Here is a 17,152-nt window from a genome sequence, read left to right as displayed (position 1 = left end):
TAACTTTGCACTCGATTTTGAGATTATTATAATAACATTCAAGATAAACAAGAAATGATTAATTCACAGGAAATTAAGATTGGTACTTGCATCCGCATGGATGGCAAAGTATGGGTTTGCATCGACTTTCAGCACAGAAAGCCAGGTAAAGGTAACACCGTAATGAACACAAAATTGAAGAATGTTGCCGACGGTCGTGTATTGGAACGTACATTCCAGGTAGGTTTCAAATTGGAGGATGTTCGCGTTGAGCGCCGCCCTTACCAGTACCTCTACGAGGACGCTACTGGTTGCATCTTCATGAACCAGGAGACTTTCGAGCAGGTGCCTATCGCTAAGGAGAACGTTACTGGTGGCCAGTACATGAAGGAGGGTGACGTTGTTGAGGTGGTTACTGATACAACTGATGGTACTATCCTCTTGGCTGAAATGCCAGTGAAGACTACTTTGAAGATTACTCACTCTGAGCCAGGTGTAAAGGGTAATACTGCTACCAACGCTACAAAGCCAGCTACATTGGAGACTGGTGCTGAGGTTCGTGTTCCTTTGTTCGTCAACGAAGGCGAGACTATCCAGATCGACACCCGTGACGGTAGCTACCTCGGTCGTGTAAGCGAGTAATACATCCTCCAACAGGAAGATTGTGCTCTTATTGAGTAAAACTAACCCTTAATAGTAAGAAGAATGAAATATTCCATCATAGTACCTGTATTTAATCGTCCTGACGAAGTGGACGAACTTTTAGAGAGTCTGACTCATCAATCAGAGAAAGACTTCGAAGTTGTCATCGTTGAGGATGGCTCACAGACTCCCTGCGAGGATGTGTGCAAACGATATGAGCACATGATGGATATACATTATTACTATAAGGAGAACTCTGGTCCGGGCCAGAGTCGCAACTATGGTGCCGAGCGCGCCAAGGGTGAGTATCTTCTGATACTCGACAGCGACGTGGTCTTGCCAGAAGGTTATCTGAAGGCTGTAAGTGATGAGTTGAGCCGTGAGCCAGCCGATGCTTTTGGCGGTCCCGACAAGGCGCACTCATCATTTACAGATACTCAGAAAGCCATTTCTTATTCCATGACTTCTTTCTTCACCACCGGTGGCATCCGTGGCGGAAAGAAGAAGATGGATAAGTTTTATCCCCGTTCATTCAACATGGGCATCCGCAGGGATGTTTATCTCAGGTTGAATGGCTTTTCCAATATGCGTTTCGGTGAGGACATTGATTTCTCTATCCGTATCTTCAAGGCAGGCTGCCGTTGCCGTCTGTTCCCTGAAGCATGGGTATGGCATAAGCGCCGCACCGACTTCCGCAAGTTCTGGCGACAGGTCTACAACAGTGGCATCGCCCGCATCAACCTCTACAAGAAATATCCAGAGAGTCTCAAACTCGTGCATCTCCTTCCTATGGTCTTCACTGTGGGTGTAATAGGCACGCTGCTTCTGCTCTTCTTCGGCTTTCTGCCATACATGCTTGGCACCGTTCACGTATTCCCAACCTTGGGCAATGCGATGGCAGCATTGGGCTGCATCGGTCTCGCCGGCATCATTCTCTATACCATCGCACTGTTTATCGACAGCAGCAGAGAGAATCACAGCGTGAAGATAGGCTTGCTGAGCATTCGCGCTGCCTTCACACAGCTGATGGGTTACGGATGCGGATTTCTTTCTGCATGGTGGAAGAGATGCGTACTGGGACAGAGCGAATTCTGCGCATACAACAAGACTTTCTACAAATAAGACTTCCCCGCCAAAAGAGAAGCCAATAATAATCTACTAATCAGTTATTATTATGGCAGAGAAACTAACCATTGCCAATTGGGCAGAAGAAGACAAGCCTCGCGAGAAACTGGAGCGCTTGGGAGCCTCAGCTTTATCCAATGCCGAGCTCTTAGGTATTCTGATTGGTTCGGGATCTACTGACGAAAGTGCCGTAGACCTGATGAAACGCATTCTGAAGGATTGCGACAACAACCTGAACCAGCTAGGAAAGAAGTCTATCAGAGAACTGACGCAATATAAAGGAATGGGACCCGCCAAAGCCATCACCATTCTTGCAGCCTGCGAACTGGGCAAACGCCGTGCTCTCGATAAGATTGGCACACGTCCCGACTTAGGCTCATCCCTTGCCATCTACAACTATATGCTTCCGAAGATGCAGGATTTAGACACAGAGGAAGCATGGCTCCTGATGATGAACCAGAACTTCAAGCTCATCAAAGCGAGCTGCATCTCAAAAGGCGGCATTACAGAAACGGCAACCGACATCCGGCTCATCATAAAAGAAGCGGTGCTCAACAACGCTACCATTATCGCCTTCTGCCACAATCATCCCAGCAACAATCCTCAGCCAAGCAAAGCCGATGATGTACTTACCCAGAAGATTGCCAAAGCCTGCGAAATCATGCGCCTCTTCTTTATGGACCATGTCATCATAACCGATGGTGCCTTTTATTCATATCACGATAAAGGTAAATTGTAGTCTATTTGGGGTATATTAGACCTTCTGCAAGAAAAAAACAGCTTTTCTTTTTGTTTTGTCTGCAATAATTATTATCTTTGTAGGCAAAAACAAAGATTATTATGACACAAGAAGAAAAGACAAAGATAGAAGAAAAGATCGTAGATGTGCTTAAGACCGTTTACGACCCAGAGATTCCTGTCAACATCTGGGACCTCGGTATGATTTATAAAATAGATGTGAAGGATGATGCCACCGTAGATCTCGACATGACCTTCACAGCCCCTTCATGCCCTGCTGCCGACTTCATCCTGGAGGATGTAAGAAGCAAGGTAGACAGCGTGGAAGGCGTAAAATCTGCCAATGTGAACCTTGTATTCGAACCGGCTTGGGATCAGAGTATGATGAGCGAGGAAGCTCGCGTAGAACTCGGTTTTGAATAAAGACAAAGCTGTTGAATTCTTCACTCTTCATTCTTCACTCTTCATTTAAATAGAATCGCTTATGAAAAATGTATATTTTCTCTCAGATGCGCACCTTGGCTCATTAGCCATTCCGCATGCCCGCATGCAAGAACGCCGTCTGGTCCGTTTCCTGGACAGCATCAAGACGAAGGCTGCGGCAGTTTATCTCCTGGGTGACATGTTTGACTTCTGGAACGAATATAAATATGTCGTACCAAAAGGCTATACACGCTTCTTAGGTAAGCTCTCGGAGTTGACCGATATGGGAGTGGAAGTACATTTCTTTACGGGTAACCACGATCTCTGGACCTATGGCTACCTGGAGGAAGAGTGTGGCGTTACCGTACATTACAAGCCTCAGACCATAGAGATATACGATAAAGTATTCTATCTGGCACATGGAGACGGACTGGGTGACCCAGACAAGAAATTCAAGTTTCTGAAAAGAATGTTCCAGAATCATACTTGCCAACGCCTCCTTAATGCGATTCATCCTCGCTGGGGAATGGCTTTGGGCTTGAACTGGGCTAAGCATAGCCGACTGAAACGTGCTGACGGAAAGGAAGAGCCTTATATGGGCGAAAAGAAGGAGTTCCTGGTACGCTTTGCCAAACAGTATATGCAAGGCCACAAGGATATAGATTACTTCATGTTCGGCCATCGCCACATTGAACTGGATCTGATGTTGAGCAAAAAGACCCGACTGATGATTCTGGGCGACTGGATATGGCAGTTCACCTATGCCGTGTTTGATGGCGAACACATGTTTATGGAAGAATATGTGGAAGGCGAAAGCCAACCATAACAATAAAGGGCAGCTTTATGAGCTGCCCTTTATTGTTATCGCTGTATGCGACCTCCTGAAGAAGTCATGTTATTGATGATTTCTTCTTCTGTAACCAGATTCTGATCACCCGGAACCGTATTCTTTATCGCGCTTGCTGACAGTGAGAAATCCAGGCAATACTGGTTCTTGTCGCCCCACTTCTGATGGGCATGAATATAGGCAGCAATGAAGGCATCACCTACCCCCATCGGGTCAACAATCGGCTCAATATCATAGATTCTTGTAGTATAGAGCTGATCTTCTACAGCATCATAGAGCAAGCCGCTCAAGGTATGATGACTGCTGGCAATCTGATTTCTTACCGCCATCACCATCTTCTTACACTTAGGGAAGAGCTGATGCATCTTGCGGAAATACTCCAGATAAGCCTCCTTGTCTATCTCATAGTCTGCATCCAAAGCCTCGAAAGGAATATGAGGCACACCGCTGGCTATCTCCCACTCATTCTGGTCACCAAAGATGATGTCGCTATACTGCATCATCTGGAATAGCACATCATGAGGCTCCAGACCATATCCCCAGAGATTCTTACGGTAATTAATGTCGCAGGAAATGGTCAACCCGTCAGAAACAGCAAGTTTGATGGCATCCATAGTTGATTCCATCGCATCGCGGCTGATAGCACAGGTAATGCCGGAGCAATGGAATACAGCTGCATCAGCCAGCACCTTTTCCCATTTCACCATTCCGCGCTTCAGCGTATAGAAAGAAGAATTCTTGCGGTCGTAAACCACACGGGAATTGCGCATAGCTACAGCTTCTTCGAAATAATAAGTTCCGAGACGTTCGCCGCCACGCACAACATGAGAAACATTCAGACCGTACTCTCTGAGATGCATCAACGCCGCCTCACCCATCTCACCGTATGGCACACGGGTTACATACTCTACATTATCGCCTAAATAAGCCAAAGAAATGGCTGCATTAGCCTCACTGCCACCATAATTGCCAAACATATGATGTCCCTGAAATAAACGTTGATAACCAGGCTTAGAAATCCTAAGCAATATTTCTCCGAAAGTTACAATCTTTGTTTTCATAATTCTAAAAATTTAAAAAGGTGAAGACCATTCACTTATGTTTCTAGTCTTCACCTTATTATATATAGCGTATGATTACTTGTTAGCAACCAACTCCATTGTATCGCGAGCGATAACGATCTCCTCGTCGGTAGGAACTACAACTACCTTCACCTTACTGTCGTCAGTAGAGATGATAGCTTCCTCACCACGAACCTTGTCATTTACTTCCTTGTTAATCTTGATGCCAAGATACTCCAGGTTCTTGCAAGCTTCCTCGCGCAGGTCGGTCTGGTTCTCACCAACACCTGCAGTAAATACGATTGCGTCAACGCCACCCATAGCTGCAGTGTAAGCCCCAATGTACTTCTTGATGCGATACTCGTACATGCGGAGAGCCAGCTGAGCCTTCTCGTTACCCTCGTTGGCAGCGTTCTCGATGTCGCGCATATCAGAAGAAATACCTGTAATACCGAGCACACCACTCTTCTTGTTCAGGAAGTCAGCCATCTCCTGTGGCTTCATGTTCAACTTCTCCATCAAGTAGGTAACGGCAGAAGCATCGATATCACCACAACGTGAACCCATCATCAAACCAGCCAATGGAGTCAAGCCCATTGAGGTATCCAATACCTTACCGTTCAATACAGCAGCTACAGAGCCACCATTACCGATGTGGCAAGTGATGATCTTAGAGTTGTTCTGGTCGAGACCGAGAATTTCGCAAACACGCTTAGAAACATAGCGGTGAGACGTTCCGTGGAAACCATAACGGCGTACGTGATACTTCTCGTACAACTCGTAAGGAATTGCATAGAGGTAAGCGTAGTCAGGCATTGTACTGTGGAATGCGTTGTCGAATACGCAAACCTGAGGAGTGCCAGGCATCAAAGAGTCTACGGCACGGATACCCTTCAGGTGACCTGCGTTGTGAACAGGAGCGAGGTCGCAAAGTTCCTCGATACCATCCTCTACGCTCTTGTCAACGATAACGCTCTCCTTGAACTTGTCACCACCCTGTACGACACGGTGTCCTACAGCGTCGATTTCTTTCAAATCCTTGATAGCGCCGATTTCCGGGTCGAGCAAGCACTTGAACACGAAGTTCACACCTTCCTTGTGGTCAGGCATGTCGTGCATGATCTGCTTCTTCTCGCCGTTAGGCAATTTCACCTTGATGAAAGCGTTATCAAGACCGATACGCTCTACACCACCCTGTGCCAATACAGACTCATCGTCCATATTATATAATTTGTACTTGATAGATGAACTACCACAGTTCAGAACCAATACTTTCATAATGTTAAATGTTGAATGTTAAATGTTGAATGTTGAATTAAGCCTTCTTAGCGTCCTGTGCCTGGCAAGCTGTGATGGCTACCATGTAGTAGATGTCATCAACAGAGCAACCACGAGAAAGATCGTTAACAGGACGGGCAATACCCTGAAGGATAGGACCGATAGCGATGGCACCACCCAAACGCTGAACGAGCTTGTAGCCGATGTTACCAACCTCGAGGTTAGGAACTACCAAAACGTTAGCCTTACCAGCTACGTCAGAACCTGGAGCCTTCTTGGCAGCTACCTCAGGAACGAGGGCTGCATCTGCCTGAAGTTCACCATCGAGATGAAGCTCTGGGAACTTCTCCTTAGCAATAGCTACGGCATCCTTTACCTTGTCAATGATATAAACGCTCTTGCCAGTCTCCTTGTTGATAGCATCCTTTGCGCTACCCTTTGTAGAGAAGCTCAACATGGCAATCTGTGGATCAGCAATACCTGCCACTGACTGAGCTGTATGAGCTGTAGTATAGGCAATCTGAGCAAGTTGGTCTGCTGTAGGGTTTGGAGTTACAGCAACGTCACCCATTACTACAATGCCATCCTGACCATACTGCTTCTGGTCTGAGATGAGCAACATAGCACCACTTACGCAAGTGATACCTGGAGTGCACTTGATAATCTGAAGAGCTGGACGGAGAGTATCGCCAGTAGTGCTCAATGCACCAGAAATCTGACCGTCAGCGCCCTCAGTCTTGATAATCATACAACCGAGGTAGAGGTTGTTCTTAGTTACGAGTTCACGAGCCTGCTCTACAGTCATGCCCTTCTTCTTGCGAAGTTCAGCGAGCTTCTCAGCATACTCCTCAGTCTTAGGGTTGTTTTGTGGATCAACGATAGTAGCCTTGTCGATGTTGTTAAGACCCCACTGAGCAGCGAGATTCTTAATATTGGCAGGGTTACCGATGAGGATGATGTCTGCGAGATCATCAGCCAAAACTTTATCGGCTGCTTTCAATGTACGCTCCTCTTCTGCTTCAGGGAGCACGATGCGCTGCTTGTCAGCTTTAGCGCGAGCTACGATTTGCTGTAATAAATCCATTTTACTTTTTAATATTTTATATATTTTGTTGTTTCCTAAGTAGATCTGTCAAAGTGTTAGGTGATGTTATCTTGTTTTTCACCTTTTTGCCACATCGACTTTGCAAAAGTACACATTTTCTTTGAAATAGCAGCGATTAAAATGTGTAAAAAAAGCTAAATCGGGAGATTATTCATATCGTAAAGGTTTACGTAGCAGGAAAAGTGATGAATTAAGAGTAAAGAGTGAAGAATTCATGTGCTTTCGTGCTTCACTATTGAATTCTTCACTCTTCACTTAACTTATATCATTTCCTGTGTCAGGATGCTTTCCAGTTCCTCGGCAGAGAGTCGGAGTTTGAACTCGCCCTTGATGGCCACGCTGATTCGTCCGGTCTCCTCGGATACAATGACGGCGATGGCATCACTGCTCTGTGATATTCCTAGAGCGGCACGATGGCGGAGTCCCAGTTCCTTCGGAATATCGAGGTTATGACTCACAGGCAGAATACATCCGGCTGCCATGATGCGCTTATTGCTCACCACCATGGCTCCATCATGAAGCGGCGAATTCTTGAAGAAAATATTCTCTATCAGCCGCTGGTTAATCTTGGCGTCTATCTCCTCACCCGTATCCATGATGTCCTTCAGTGGAACGCCTCGCTCTATAACGATAAGAGCACCTACGTATTTCTTTGCCATACTCATACACGCCATCACAATCGGCATGATGGTCTCCTTGTTAGCCTCCTTCTGGCTCTCCTTGCTGGAGTGGAAGAAGCGAACCAGCCGGCGCATACCTTTCTGCGAACCGATTTCATAGAGGAATCTACGGATATCCTCCTGGAAGATGACGATGAGGGCGATGACTCCCACGCTCACCAGTTTATCCAGGATAGAACCCAGCAGGCGCATTTCCAGTATCTGACTCACAAAGAGCCAGATTAGCACGAAGAGCATGATGCCCACGAAGATGTTCAGTGAGCGCGATTCCTTCATCAAACGATAAACATAGAACAGCAGCGAGGCTACCAGGAGAATATCGAGAAAATCTTTGATGCCAAATTCTATCATGTACGTCCCTCCTTCATTGCTTCTATTATCTTCACAGCCTCAGCAGCTTCTTTCACATCGTGCACTCTGAGGATGCTGGCGCCCTTCATCAGAGCGATGGTGTCGAGCACGGAAGTTCCATTGAGCGATGTCGTAGCATCTCCACCCAGCAGCTTGTATATCATACTCTTGCGGGAGATGCCTACCAGAACCGGAAGTTCCATCACGTTCAACTTCTCCATCTCATTATAAATCTGATAATTCTGGATGAGATTCTTGCCGAAGCCGAAGCCCGGGTCGAGGATGATGTCCTTGGCTCCCAGGTCGCGCAACTGCTGCACCTCTTTTGCAAAGCCCTTCATCATCGTTTCGAGTGTAGGCTGCACTGACATTAATATATAAGGTACCTTCAGTTCGCCCACCACACGGAACATTTCAGGATATTCCTCCTGTCTCTGCTCCAGCGGTACATTGGCGATGCCTGTAATTCCACCTTCTGATACATCGTTGATGATGTCAGCTCCCCACTCCTCGATACACTTACGCGCCAAGGTAGGGCGATAGGTATCTACGGAGACGGCAGCATCCGGTTGCTCCCTGCGAACGATGTCGAGAGCGAACTTCAGGCGTCTTCCCTCCTCCTCTTCCGATACTTCATCGGCACCGGGACGGGTGGAGAAAGCGCCCACATCAATGATGCTTCCACCTTCTTCTATAATCTGATTAGCTCTCTGAGCTATCTCCATTTCTGTCTGTTTTCTACTGCCAGAGTAGAAACTGTCGGGCGTAACGTTCAGGATGCCCATCACCTGAGGGGTACTCAAATCCATCAAGCGCCCCTTGATATTGATTGTATATTCCATCGGATTATAACTCCTTAAGCCACTTTTTACCTGGCTTTGTGTAAGTCCAGGCAATAAAACTTAGGCTAAAAATTGAGCAAACTAAAAAGAACAATGCCAAATAGCTCATAACACTACAATTCCTTAAGCCATTTTTTACCGGGCTTAGTATAAGTCCAGGCAAGAAAGCTTCCACCTATGATTGTTCCAACCACAAAGAAAAACAATAGTCCATTGTAAACTTCCATAACTTAATATTTTAAAATTCGATTAGCAATGCCCGCAAAAATGAAGGTCATTACTATACCAAATATAATTACTACATAATTTTTAACTCCAAACTCTCCTTGCAGAATTGGAGCAATACCACCAACCCCAGTTCCAGTAAACGTTAACTGAGATAAATTAAAGAAATAGCCTGCCAGCTTTTCCTTCCTTACTTTCGTTTTATCTTTTTCATCTCTACTACCCATAAAGAGCCTCACTTTCTAAAGATTCATCGAATATTTCTGCAAAAATAGAAAGAATATTCGAGATTACCATCATTTTTTGGGAAAATTGTTTGTTATGTCCATAATTTAGATTACTTTTGCACCCAAAATAACAGTTATAGACTATGGATATTTCAGAACTCTATCAGATTTACCAAGCGCACCCAGTGATTACCACTGACAGCCGCGACTGCCCAGAGGGCAGCATCTTCCTGGCTTTGAAGGGCGCATCGTTTGATGGCAACAAGTTTGCCGACATGGCTTTGGAGAAAGGCTGTGCCTATGTGATTGTTGATGAAAAAGAGTATGCCAAGGAAGGCGACGAGCGCTACATCCTCGTAGAGGACTGCCTCACCACCTTCAAGGAATTAGCCCGTGAGCATCGCCGCCACTTCGATATTCCTGTAGTAGGAATCACTGGAACCAACGGCAAGACCACCACCAAGGAACTCGTCTCTGCTGTTCTCGGCGAGAAGTTCAACGTGATGTTCACCCAGGGTAACTTCAATAATGATGTAGGCGTACCAAAGACGCTCTTCCGTCTCTCTCCGGAAAACGAGATTGCCGTTGTAGAGATGGGCGCTTCCCATCCTGGTGACATCCGAAAACTCGTGGAATACGTGGAGCCAACCTGCGGTATGATTACCAACGTAGGCCGTGCCCACCTGCAGGGATTCGGCAGTTTCGAAGGCGTGAAGAAGACCAAGGGAGAACTCTATGATTACCTCGCAGCCAACGATGCCCTCGTCTTCATCAATGCAGACAACGAGCATCTGATGCAGATGGCCGAGCAGCGCAACATCAACCGCCTCATCACCTACGGCAAGGACGAAAACTGCGATGTATGGGGAGAAGTCATCTCCTGCGCTCCTTTCCTGAAGTTCCGCTGGCGCACCGAGAGTTTCGACTGGCATGAAGTCCAGACTCATCTCATCGGCTCTTACAATATCGACAACATGCTTGCCGCCATCACCATCGGTCTTCATTTCGATGTGAAGCCTCAGCAGATAGATCATGCCCTGGAGAACTACATCCCAAGCAACAACCGTTCGCAGTTGGAAGAGACGGCGCACAACAAGCTGGTGGTAGATGCCTACAATGCCAACCCATCGAGCATGGCAGCCGCCATCGAGAACTTCCGCGTAATGGATGTTCCTCATAAGATGGCAATTCTCGGACAGATGGGCGAGCTCGGCGAAGTGAGCCACGAGGAGCATCAGAAGGTAGTAGACCAGTTGCAGGCAGCCGGTCTGGAGAATGTATGGCTGGTAGGCGATGAATTCAAGGATATTCCATGCAGCTACCGCAAGTTCCAGAATGTAGAGGAAGTGAAGGACGCACTCAAGGCGAACCAGCCTCACGACCATTACATCCTCATCAAGGGCAGCAACAGCGTGAAGCTCTTCCAGCTTCCGGAGTTGTTATAAACGGTTATTATCGTACAACTAAAAGGTGTGTGGTTGTACGATTATAGGGTGTTGCCACTAGGCTCGGCAGATGTGCTGACTGCAGTCGGCAGACCTGCTGACTAGGCTCAGCAGAGCTGCTGAGCCTAGTGGGAATCTCTTAGAAACAGCCTCCTTGAACCTGATATTCCGACTTCTTGAACCTGAGCAAACGTATTCTTTCACTTACTCAGTCATATCCTTGTGCTTGCTCAGTCATATCTGTAGGCTTATTCAGATATATCAGTAGGGCCACTCTGCCGCATCATTTCGCTTACTCAGACGTATCTTTTACTCAACCAGCTCGCAGGCTCAACTCCAAAAACTTGTCACATAATTGATAAACGCCTTCATCTTGCGTGATAAAATCTCTGTCCAGTAAGGTCTTGACAGCTCCTTGCACGGTACTTGCACCAAGATGATACTTCTGCAAAAACTCTTGCGACATCAGGGAAGAAGGCTTACTTTCCTGAGCAATGGCTATGAGAAGCTGTTTCTGCTTGGCTGTAAGCTGAAACAGCAAGGCCTGATAGGCAAAACGCTGCTGGGAAAGGATGCTATCTATCGCCATCCTGACATCATCCTCCTGCAACAAAGACCTATCAGAAATTGAAGTATAGAGCATATTGAGTACATACTGAATATACCAGGTAATGCCATCGAAATGATGATATAAATAGGTAAAAGCCGCTGCACTTATCTCTTTATTGTTCCTGGCAAGATGGTGATTGGCAAATTCCAGGTAAGTCTGCTCATTGATTGCCTCCAACCCCATGATACTCGAACTATGATAGAACGGGCGTGACTGGGAAGTAAACATCAATGCCATCATGTGGCGCTTGGAGCCAGAAAAGACAAAATTTGCATTGTGGCAATTCTGTATTCGCTTACGCAAGGTTGCCTCAACGGTTTTCTCTGGATAGTTTGCAACTGTCTGAAACTCATCTATCGCCACCAGACAAGGTTTATCTGCCTGTTCGAGATAAGCGAAGATCTCATCTAGCGTAATATCCGGAGCCTGAATATCTCCCAAACCAACACTCCACTCCGGATTTCCATTGATGTCAAAAGAGATAGTTGACTTCAGAGACTGGAGCATATTCAGGAAAAATTCCCATACTTTCCTGCCCTTTGGCTTGAGTGCCGTCAGGATTCCCTTGCCCAGCGCATAGACGAATTCGTTCAAATTCTTCGTATCATAAATATCAATATAGATGCAATGATACTGCTCACGGATGTTCTCCTGCTGAAAACAATTATAAATCAGTCCCGACTTACCCAGACGTCTTGGCGCAATCAACGCGACATTGCACCGATTGGTCAAATGGCGGGTAAGAAGAGCAGTTTCCTCTACCCTATCACAGAAATATTCCGGCGAAAGATAGCCTTCAATAATAAAAGGATTTAACTGTACCATAAGCATTTACATCATTATGAATTTTACGTAACGAAGATTTCATAATGCAAAGATACGATGAATATTTGTAAACGGCAAACATTTATCGGAAAAAAGTATCAGACATTCAATAAAAAAGTATCTTAGGATGAAGCCTACTTGCTGCACATCCCCAGAAAATACTTATGAATCTCCAGACTTTCGTTCAGTTCAGGATGGAAGGCAGTAACCAGCTGGTTACCCTGGCGGGCTGCCACAATCTTGCCATCTACCTCAGCCAAAACCTCAGCATCTCCCCACACCTCTTTAATATAAGGAGCACGGATGAAAGTCATTGGGATATTGCCCTCGATGCCCTTCATCGGAGCCTCGATGTAGAAACTGCCCAACTGGCGACCGTAGGCATTTCTCAAAGCCGTGATGTCCATGGAAGCTATACGCTGACTAGGCTCGCCCTCAATCTTCTTGGCAAGAAGAATCAAACCGGCACAGGTACCATAAACTGGCAAGCCGGCAGCAATCGCCTCCTTCACAGGCTCCATCAATCCCAGTTCATTCAAGAGTTTCGCCTGAGTGGTACTCTCACCGCCCGGAATAATCAAGCCATCCTTAGGCTGGTCCCAATCCTTCAACTGGCGAACCTCGAAACTATCCACGCCCAACTGAGCCAACTTCTGTCTGTGCTCAGCAAAAGCGCCTTGTAAAGCTAATACTGCTATTCTCATAACATACTTATCTAATATAAAAGCCCCTTCTTTTGCAGGAAGGGCTTTTATCCGTTATCTCATTTATTATTATTTACCTCTTTCAGCCATGAGCAAAGCAATCTCCTGCTCATTGATACCTACCATTGCCTCGCCGAGGTCCTCGCTCAACTCAGCCAACATCTTAGGGTCGTTGTAGTTGGTAACAGCCTTCACGATAGCCTGTGCACGCTTAGCAGGGTTACCGCTCTTGAAGATACCAGAGCCTACGAATACACCCTCGGCACCGAGCTGCATCATCAGGGCAGCATCAGCTGGAGTAGCCACACCACCGGCAGCGAAGTTAACCACTGGCAACTTGCCGTTCTCGTGAACATACTTCACCAGGTCGTAAGGAGCCTGCAACTGCTTGGCTGCCTCGTAAAGTTCATCCTCGCTCATAGAAACCAGGCGGCGGATTTCGCTCTGCATCATACGCATGTGGGTAACAGCCTGAACCACATCACCTGTTCCTGGCTCACCCTTGGTACGGATCATCGTAGCACCCTCAGCAATACGGCGGAGTGCCTCGCCCAGGTTCTTGGCACCACAAACGAATGGCACGTCGAACTGAGTCTTGTCGATGTGATAAACATTATCAGCTGGAGAGAGCACCTCGCTCTCGTCGATATAGTCGATTTCGATAGCCTGAAGAATCTGAGCCTCAGCGAAGTGACCGATGCGGCACTTAGCCATTACAGGGATAGAAACAGCCTCCTGGATACCCTTGATCATCTTAGGGTCGCTCATACGTGAAACACCACCTGCTGCACGGATATCAGCTGGAATACGTTCCAGAGCCATTACTGCGCATGCACCTGCTGCCTCTGCGATTTTTGCCTGTTCTGGAGTTGTTACGTCCATAATCACACCACCCTTGAGCATCTGAGCCAAGTTGCGGTTCAATTCTTGTCTATTTTCTGCCATAATTCTTATATTTTTATTCAATTACGGCTGCAAAGGAAACATTTTTCGGTGAAACAGCAGAAAAAAGTTCCATTTTCTGCAAACATTGAGTCATTTTGTATAAAGAGAGATTCGCAAATATATAAGAGATATTCCTGAATATATAAAGAGGAGGAAAGATGTCAAAAATACTAACTCGCTCTAAATTGGACTTTGATTGAAAATCAAGAAGTTGGGCGTTTGCCTATATTATACAGGTAACAATATGGAAACGAGCGGACTTCTGCTCGTTTCTGTATTTTGCAATATGCAAAGAACGCCTTAATTCGGGGACAAAGATACGATATTTTTCTTAATATCCCATAATTTACAAGAAGAGAAATATGGAAATTAGGACTTTTTTACATAGAAATTTAACTTCATTTTTTCGTAAAAGCAACCAAACATAATCACTCAGTGATAGCTACATACATAATAGTTTTGCTTTTTCCACTACATATTCAAAATAGCATCAACAGAAAGGTGTTGTATATTGCTAATTGCTGTTGTGTTTTAATTTAATATCCCGTAAGGAAATTCGGTAGAATCAACATTAAAATAGTAAACGTTATTTGTGTCTAAATCAAAAGCAGTCATAACGACAGGTGATACATCTCGTGCATTAGTAGTTGTAAGACCTTCATTCGTCCATAAAAACTTTAAATAAGTAGGAATGGCTCCCCATAAAAAATCATGTGAACTGTTTGAAATATTATAAAAACAAACCTTATCTGAAAAGACTAAAGAAAGAAAAAAATTTGAGTTTTTCACAAACAGTTTGTAATTGCCAGTAGCTTTTAAATTAAAAGATTTATCATATAAATAAAATGATTTACTTTTATTATTTACTAAATAAAGCCTGTCATCTTCGTTATAAACAGAATAGTTCGGAATTGGGTGGCCTAATTGCAAACCTAAGTAACTATCCACGACCTTAACCCTAATAGTAACGCTAGTATTCTCCGTCTTATCCTTTACAACAAGATAAACAATCCCATTCTTTTTTGTCTTTATTTTTATTTTTCCAGCACCAATAGTGGCTTCCAAAACATTATCATCTGACACTTCGACTGAAAGATTGTTGCTTCCACCACTAAACATAATTTCCGATGGGTTTTCTAATAATGGCTTTTCGTAATACTCTTTTTCAAAACACAATGATGAAACATCAGTACCATTACTACAGCCATATACTATAGAAAACAATAAAAAAAGAAAAAAGGATTGAATTATTTTCATATTTGCCAATAGAATAAAGCATTTGATGTACATAACTTTGTACACCAAATGCAATTAAAACTAATTATTTCTTATGAATTTCTGTTATTTCCCAAAAATTTATATTATAAGTGCCTAATGTTGTCTCAAAATCAGTCGAAGCATCTGCATTTACCTTATAAAAGCCATTGTCAGTTCCATCCCATCCCATATTAGCATGAAAGTACAAATCGTTATTTCGTAAAATTTCTCTGCTTGTCTTAGTGCAAATTGCATATCCATCTATAACCCAAGCATGAGAACCTTTTTCAGCCTGTTCATTTGCAGTATGTGTTCCACCCATTATTGCAACGCAAGGCATCTGGCGGTTTGCATTTATCGTATTTAACAGTGGATCTGGGGCATATTTATTATAATAAGTGCCACAAGAAACATACTTCTTTAAATAATTCAATAAATTAGAAACTGAAGTTGTACTACTTTTTACACAAGGTATATTCGGATCATCATAAGGCCCATACTTAAAATCCTCATCAATATTTGGTGTTGTATTTGTTCCTTCATACATATGCTTAACTACTTTGGAAATCATCATAGCCTCCTCATAATCTCCGCCAAAATACGAATTATAGTTCAATTTCGGTTTTTTAGTAACAAATGCCCAGTCTATGACTGTTCCATCAATCGTCATGCTCGGAGCGATAGCTGCTAAAGTTTGAACTCCTGCTGTAATAGCACACCCCATAGGGTAATTTGTTTCCGTATGATACTTTGCATTATAAGATTTAGGCAACAACAAGTTATAAGGATTGTTTTGGCCCCACTCGGTCTTTAAAACAGCTCCACCATTTTGAGGCATTAACGATATAATCTGGCTCAAAGGTTTGTCATAAGCTGTAGAACGGGAAGTTGTTTCATGGCTTTTTACACCATTAACCTCAATCAAATCTTTTATTTCTTCATATGTTACTGTAGATTTACCCAAACAAGAAGCCACTTTCTTCAAGGTTTTCTCTCGTAACTCAACTTTGAGCCTTTCTATTTTATTTATCTCTGAAACAGTTGAAGCTTCTGCCAATTTTAACATCAAACATGCCCCAGTACTATCTTTTTTCTCAAAATTACCATTTTCTATATATGCCAAAACACCAGCACTTCGAGAGTCGGCAGAAACTAAAGCATACCCACTCTTTTCTCCAGACTGTAAACACACCTCATAAACAGGAATACTATCAGTCGTAGTCCCTCTTGTTGTCTTGCTTGATATAATTCCGCCAATGCGATATGAGCCCACAATAGACATTCTTGGATTGGCAGCACTTCTTGTTTTTGAGCCCAACGAAGAGGAAAAATCATTTACCATTGCCAGAATCTCATCCTCTGATAAATTTGTAGGATTATCATTTGCTATACTCATTGCCTCATCCATAGACAAATTAACATTCACGTTCTCAATAACAGGATTACTGTCATTAAGAATTTCATCTTGGCACGATGATACAATCACTGCCAATAATATTAAAACTAAATACTTTTTCATATTTATACTGTACTACTGGTTAAATGATGCAAATTTACGAAATTTATTTTAAATCGATATATAACGAATGTATTATTTATGCATTATTAACAATTTTTGTTGTTAAGGCGTTAAAATATATTGCATTTGGGCATTTTTTACTTTATTAATATATAAGAACTAACATCCTTTGCTTTTGGTTCATTACCAAATGAGTCTATCAAAATAATGCTGCTGTCATTCTTTACCTTACAAAATATATTGTCACCGCTTTGCGGATGTTCAAGCATCAGAATGCAGCCGTCAAGCACTTTGAAAAAAACATTCAATACTTTGCAATCATCC

At 44.1% G+C, this 17,152-nt stretch carries 17 protein-coding genes; 6 read left to right on the top strand and 11 right to left on the bottom strand.

The window, feature by feature from the left end; all coding sequences use genetic code 11:
- Positions 1-54: 54 nt before the first annotated feature.
- The 5 genes from efp (at position 55) to ONT19_RS13465 (ending at position 3,733) form a co-directional block, all read left to right on the top strand.
- Positions 55-621 carry an elongation factor P gene (gene efp, locus ONT19_RS13485; protein ID WP_022121096.1) on the top strand — a complete coding sequence of 189 codons (567 nt, stop codon included), beginning with the start codon at positions 55-57 and terminating at the stop codon, positions 619-621.
- 63 nt (positions 622-684) lie between these two features.
- Positions 685-1,743, top strand: a complete 1,059-nt coding sequence (locus ONT19_RS13480) for a glycosyltransferase (RefSeq protein WP_264953102.1) — start codon at positions 685-687, stop codon at positions 1,741-1,743.
- 52 nt (positions 1,744-1,795) lie between these two features.
- The gene (gene radC / locus ONT19_RS13475; protein WP_006847571.1) at positions 1,796-2,485 is read left to right on the top strand and encodes a RadC family protein; all 690 of its coding nucleotides are present in this window, start codon (positions 1,796-1,798) and stop codon (positions 2,483-2,485) included.
- Between the two features lie 101 nt (positions 2,486-2,586).
- Positions 2,587-2,907: a metal-sulfur cluster assembly factor gene (locus ONT19_RS13470; protein ID WP_006847572.1), complete on the top strand. Its 321-nt coding sequence runs from the start codon at positions 2,587-2,589 to the stop codon at positions 2,905-2,907.
- A gap of 61 nt (positions 2,908-2,968) precedes the next feature.
- Positions 2,969-3,733 (top strand): UDP-2,3-diacylglucosamine diphosphatase, encoded by a 765-nt coding sequence (locus ONT19_RS13465; RefSeq protein ID WP_118254383.1) that lies wholly within the window; start codon positions 2,969-2,971, stop codon positions 3,731-3,733.
- A gap of 35 nt (positions 3,734-3,768) precedes the next feature.
- Here the strand turns inward: ONT19_RS13465 and ONT19_RS13460 are convergent, their stop codons facing one another.
- The 6 genes from ONT19_RS13460 to ONT19_RS13435 form a co-directional block, all read right to left on the bottom strand.
- A complete protein-coding gene (locus ONT19_RS13460) occupies positions 3,769-4,815 on the bottom strand; it encodes a sugar kinase (RefSeq protein WP_153113827.1) in 1,047 nt (348 codons plus the stop codon).
- Positions 4,816-4,890: 75 nt separating this feature from the next.
- Positions 4,891-6,093: an acetate kinase gene (locus ONT19_RS13455; RefSeq protein ID WP_118254380.1), complete on the bottom strand. Its 1,203-nt coding sequence runs from the start codon at positions 6,091-6,093 to the stop codon at positions 4,891-4,893.
- 37 nt (positions 6,094-6,130) lie between these two features.
- Entirely contained in the window at positions 6,131-7,177 is a 1,047-nt protein-coding gene (pta, locus tag ONT19_RS13450) for a phosphate acetyltransferase (RefSeq protein WP_118079871.1), read from the bottom strand.
- Positions 7,178-7,458: 281 nt separating this feature from the next.
- Positions 7,459-8,229, bottom strand: coding sequence for a diadenylate cyclase CdaA (cdaA, locus tag ONT19_RS13445; protein WP_118254379.1), 771 nt, complete (start codon positions 8,227-8,229; stop codon positions 7,459-7,461).
- Positions 8,226-9,071: a dihydropteroate synthase gene (folP, locus tag ONT19_RS13440; RefSeq protein WP_118200504.1), complete on the bottom strand. Its 846-nt coding sequence runs from the start codon at positions 9,069-9,071 to the stop codon at positions 8,226-8,228. Before folP ends, cdaA begins: the two co-directional genes overlap by 4 nt.
- Before the next feature lie 230 nt (positions 9,072-9,301).
- Positions 9,302-9,523, bottom strand: coding sequence for a hypothetical protein (locus tag ONT19_RS13435; protein ID WP_089544490.1), 222 nt, complete (start codon positions 9,521-9,523; stop codon positions 9,302-9,304).
- 143 nt (positions 9,524-9,666) lie between these two features.
- Here ONT19_RS13435 and ONT19_RS13430 point away from each other — a divergent pair, with 143 nt between their 5' ends.
- Positions 9,667-10,968: a UDP-N-acetylmuramoyl-tripeptide--D-alanyl-D-alanine ligase gene (locus tag ONT19_RS13430; protein WP_153084727.1), complete on the top strand. Its 1,302-nt coding sequence runs from the start codon at positions 9,667-9,669 to the stop codon at positions 10,966-10,968.
- Positions 10,969-11,281: 313 nt separating this feature from the next.
- Here ONT19_RS13430 and ONT19_RS13425 read toward each other — a convergent pair whose 3' ends face one another.
- The 5 genes from ONT19_RS13425 to ONT19_RS13405 form a co-directional block, all read right to left on the bottom strand.
- The gene (locus tag ONT19_RS13425; protein ID WP_264953101.1) at positions 11,282-12,403 is read right to left on the bottom strand and encodes an AAA family ATPase; all 1,122 of its coding nucleotides are present in this window, start codon (positions 12,401-12,403) and stop codon (positions 11,282-11,284) included.
- Positions 12,404-12,537: 134 nt separating this feature from the next.
- Entirely contained in the window at positions 12,538-13,107 is a 570-nt protein-coding gene (pdxT, locus tag ONT19_RS13420) for a pyridoxal 5'-phosphate synthase glutaminase subunit PdxT (RefSeq protein WP_117694675.1), read from the bottom strand.
- Positions 13,108-13,176: 69 nt separating this feature from the next.
- Positions 13,177-14,052, bottom strand: coding sequence for a pyridoxal 5'-phosphate synthase lyase subunit PdxS (gene pdxS, locus ONT19_RS13415; RefSeq protein WP_006847583.1), 876 nt, complete (start codon positions 14,050-14,052; stop codon positions 13,177-13,179).
- Between the two features lie 531 nt (positions 14,053-14,583).
- Complete coding sequence (locus tag ONT19_RS13410; RefSeq protein WP_153086580.1) at positions 14,584-15,309, bottom strand: hypothetical protein; 726 nt, start codon at positions 15,307-15,309, stop codon at positions 14,584-14,586.
- A gap of 64 nt (positions 15,310-15,373) precedes the next feature.
- On the bottom strand, positions 15,374-16,828 hold the full coding sequence (locus tag ONT19_RS13405; protein WP_117588146.1) for a C10 family peptidase: 1,455 nt from the start codon (positions 16,826-16,828) through the stop codon (positions 15,374-15,376).
- Positions 16,829-17,152: the final 324 nt, after the last annotated feature.

Source organism: Segatella copri (assembly GCF_026015625.1).
Classification (GTDB): Bacteria; Bacteroidota; Bacteroidia; order Bacteroidales; family Bacteroidaceae; genus Prevotella; species Prevotella copri_H.
This window is presented reverse-complemented; position numbering and strand designations above follow the sequence as displayed.

What these genes read in the sequence shown, in the direction of transcription:
- ONT19_RS13455 (WP_118254380.1), bottom strand. Translation starts at nt 6,093, where the DNA reads ATGAAAGTATTGGTTCTGAACTGTGGTAGTTCATCTATCAAGTACAAA.
- ONT19_RS13405 (WP_117588146.1), bottom strand. Translation starts at nt 16,828, where the DNA reads ATGAAAAAGTATTTAGTTTTAATATTATTGGCAGTGATTGTATCATCG.
- folP (WP_118200504.1), bottom strand. Translation starts at nt 9,071, where the DNA reads ATGGAATATACAATCAATATCAAGGGGCGCTTGATGGATTTGAGTACC.
- ONT19_RS13480 (WP_264953102.1), top strand. Translation starts at nt 685, where the DNA reads ATGAAATATTCCATCATAGTACCTGTATTTAATCGTCCTGACGAAGTG.
- ONT19_RS13425 (WP_264953101.1), bottom strand. Translation starts at nt 12,403, where the DNA reads ATGGTACAGTTAAATCCTTTTATTATTGAAGGCTATCTTTCGCCGGAA.
- efp (WP_022121096.1), top strand. Translation starts at nt 55, where the DNA reads ATGATTAATTCACAGGAAATTAAGATTGGTACTTGCATCCGCATGGAT.
- ONT19_RS13460 (WP_153113827.1), bottom strand. Translation starts at nt 4,815, where the DNA reads ATGAAAACAAAGATTGTAACTTTCGGAGAAATATTGCTTAGGATTTCT.
- ONT19_RS13430 (WP_153084727.1), top strand. Translation starts at nt 9,667, where the DNA reads ATGGATATTTCAGAACTCTATCAGATTTACCAAGCGCACCCAGTGATT.
- ONT19_RS13470 (WP_006847572.1), top strand. Translation starts at nt 2,587, where the DNA reads ATGACACAAGAAGAAAAGACAAAGATAGAAGAAAAGATCGTAGATGTG.
- radC (WP_006847571.1), top strand. Translation starts at nt 1,796, where the DNA reads ATGGCAGAGAAACTAACCATTGCCAATTGGGCAGAAGAAGACAAGCCT.
- pdxT (WP_117694675.1), bottom strand. Translation starts at nt 13,107, where the DNA reads ATGAGAATAGCAGTATTAGCTTTACAAGGCGCTTTTGCTGAGCACAGA.
- pdxS (WP_006847583.1), bottom strand. Translation starts at nt 14,052, where the DNA reads ATGGCAGAAAATAGACAAGAATTGAACCGCAACTTGGCTCAGATGCTC.
- pta (WP_118079871.1), bottom strand. Translation starts at nt 7,177, where the DNA reads ATGGATTTATTACAGCAAATCGTAGCTCGCGCTAAAGCTGACAAGCAG.
- ONT19_RS13465 (WP_118254383.1), top strand. Translation starts at nt 2,969, where the DNA reads ATGAAAAATGTATATTTTCTCTCAGATGCGCACCTTGGCTCATTAGCC.
- ONT19_RS13435 (WP_089544490.1), bottom strand. Translation starts at nt 9,523, where the DNA reads ATGGGTAGTAGAGATGAAAAAGATAAAACGAAAGTAAGGAAGGAAAAG.
- cdaA (WP_118254379.1), bottom strand. Translation starts at nt 8,229, where the DNA reads ATGATAGAATTTGGCATCAAAGATTTTCTCGATATTCTCCTGGTAGCC.
- ONT19_RS13410 (WP_153086580.1), bottom strand. Translation starts at nt 15,309, where the DNA reads ATGAAAATAATTCAATCCTTTTTTCTTTTTTTATTGTTTTCTATAGTA.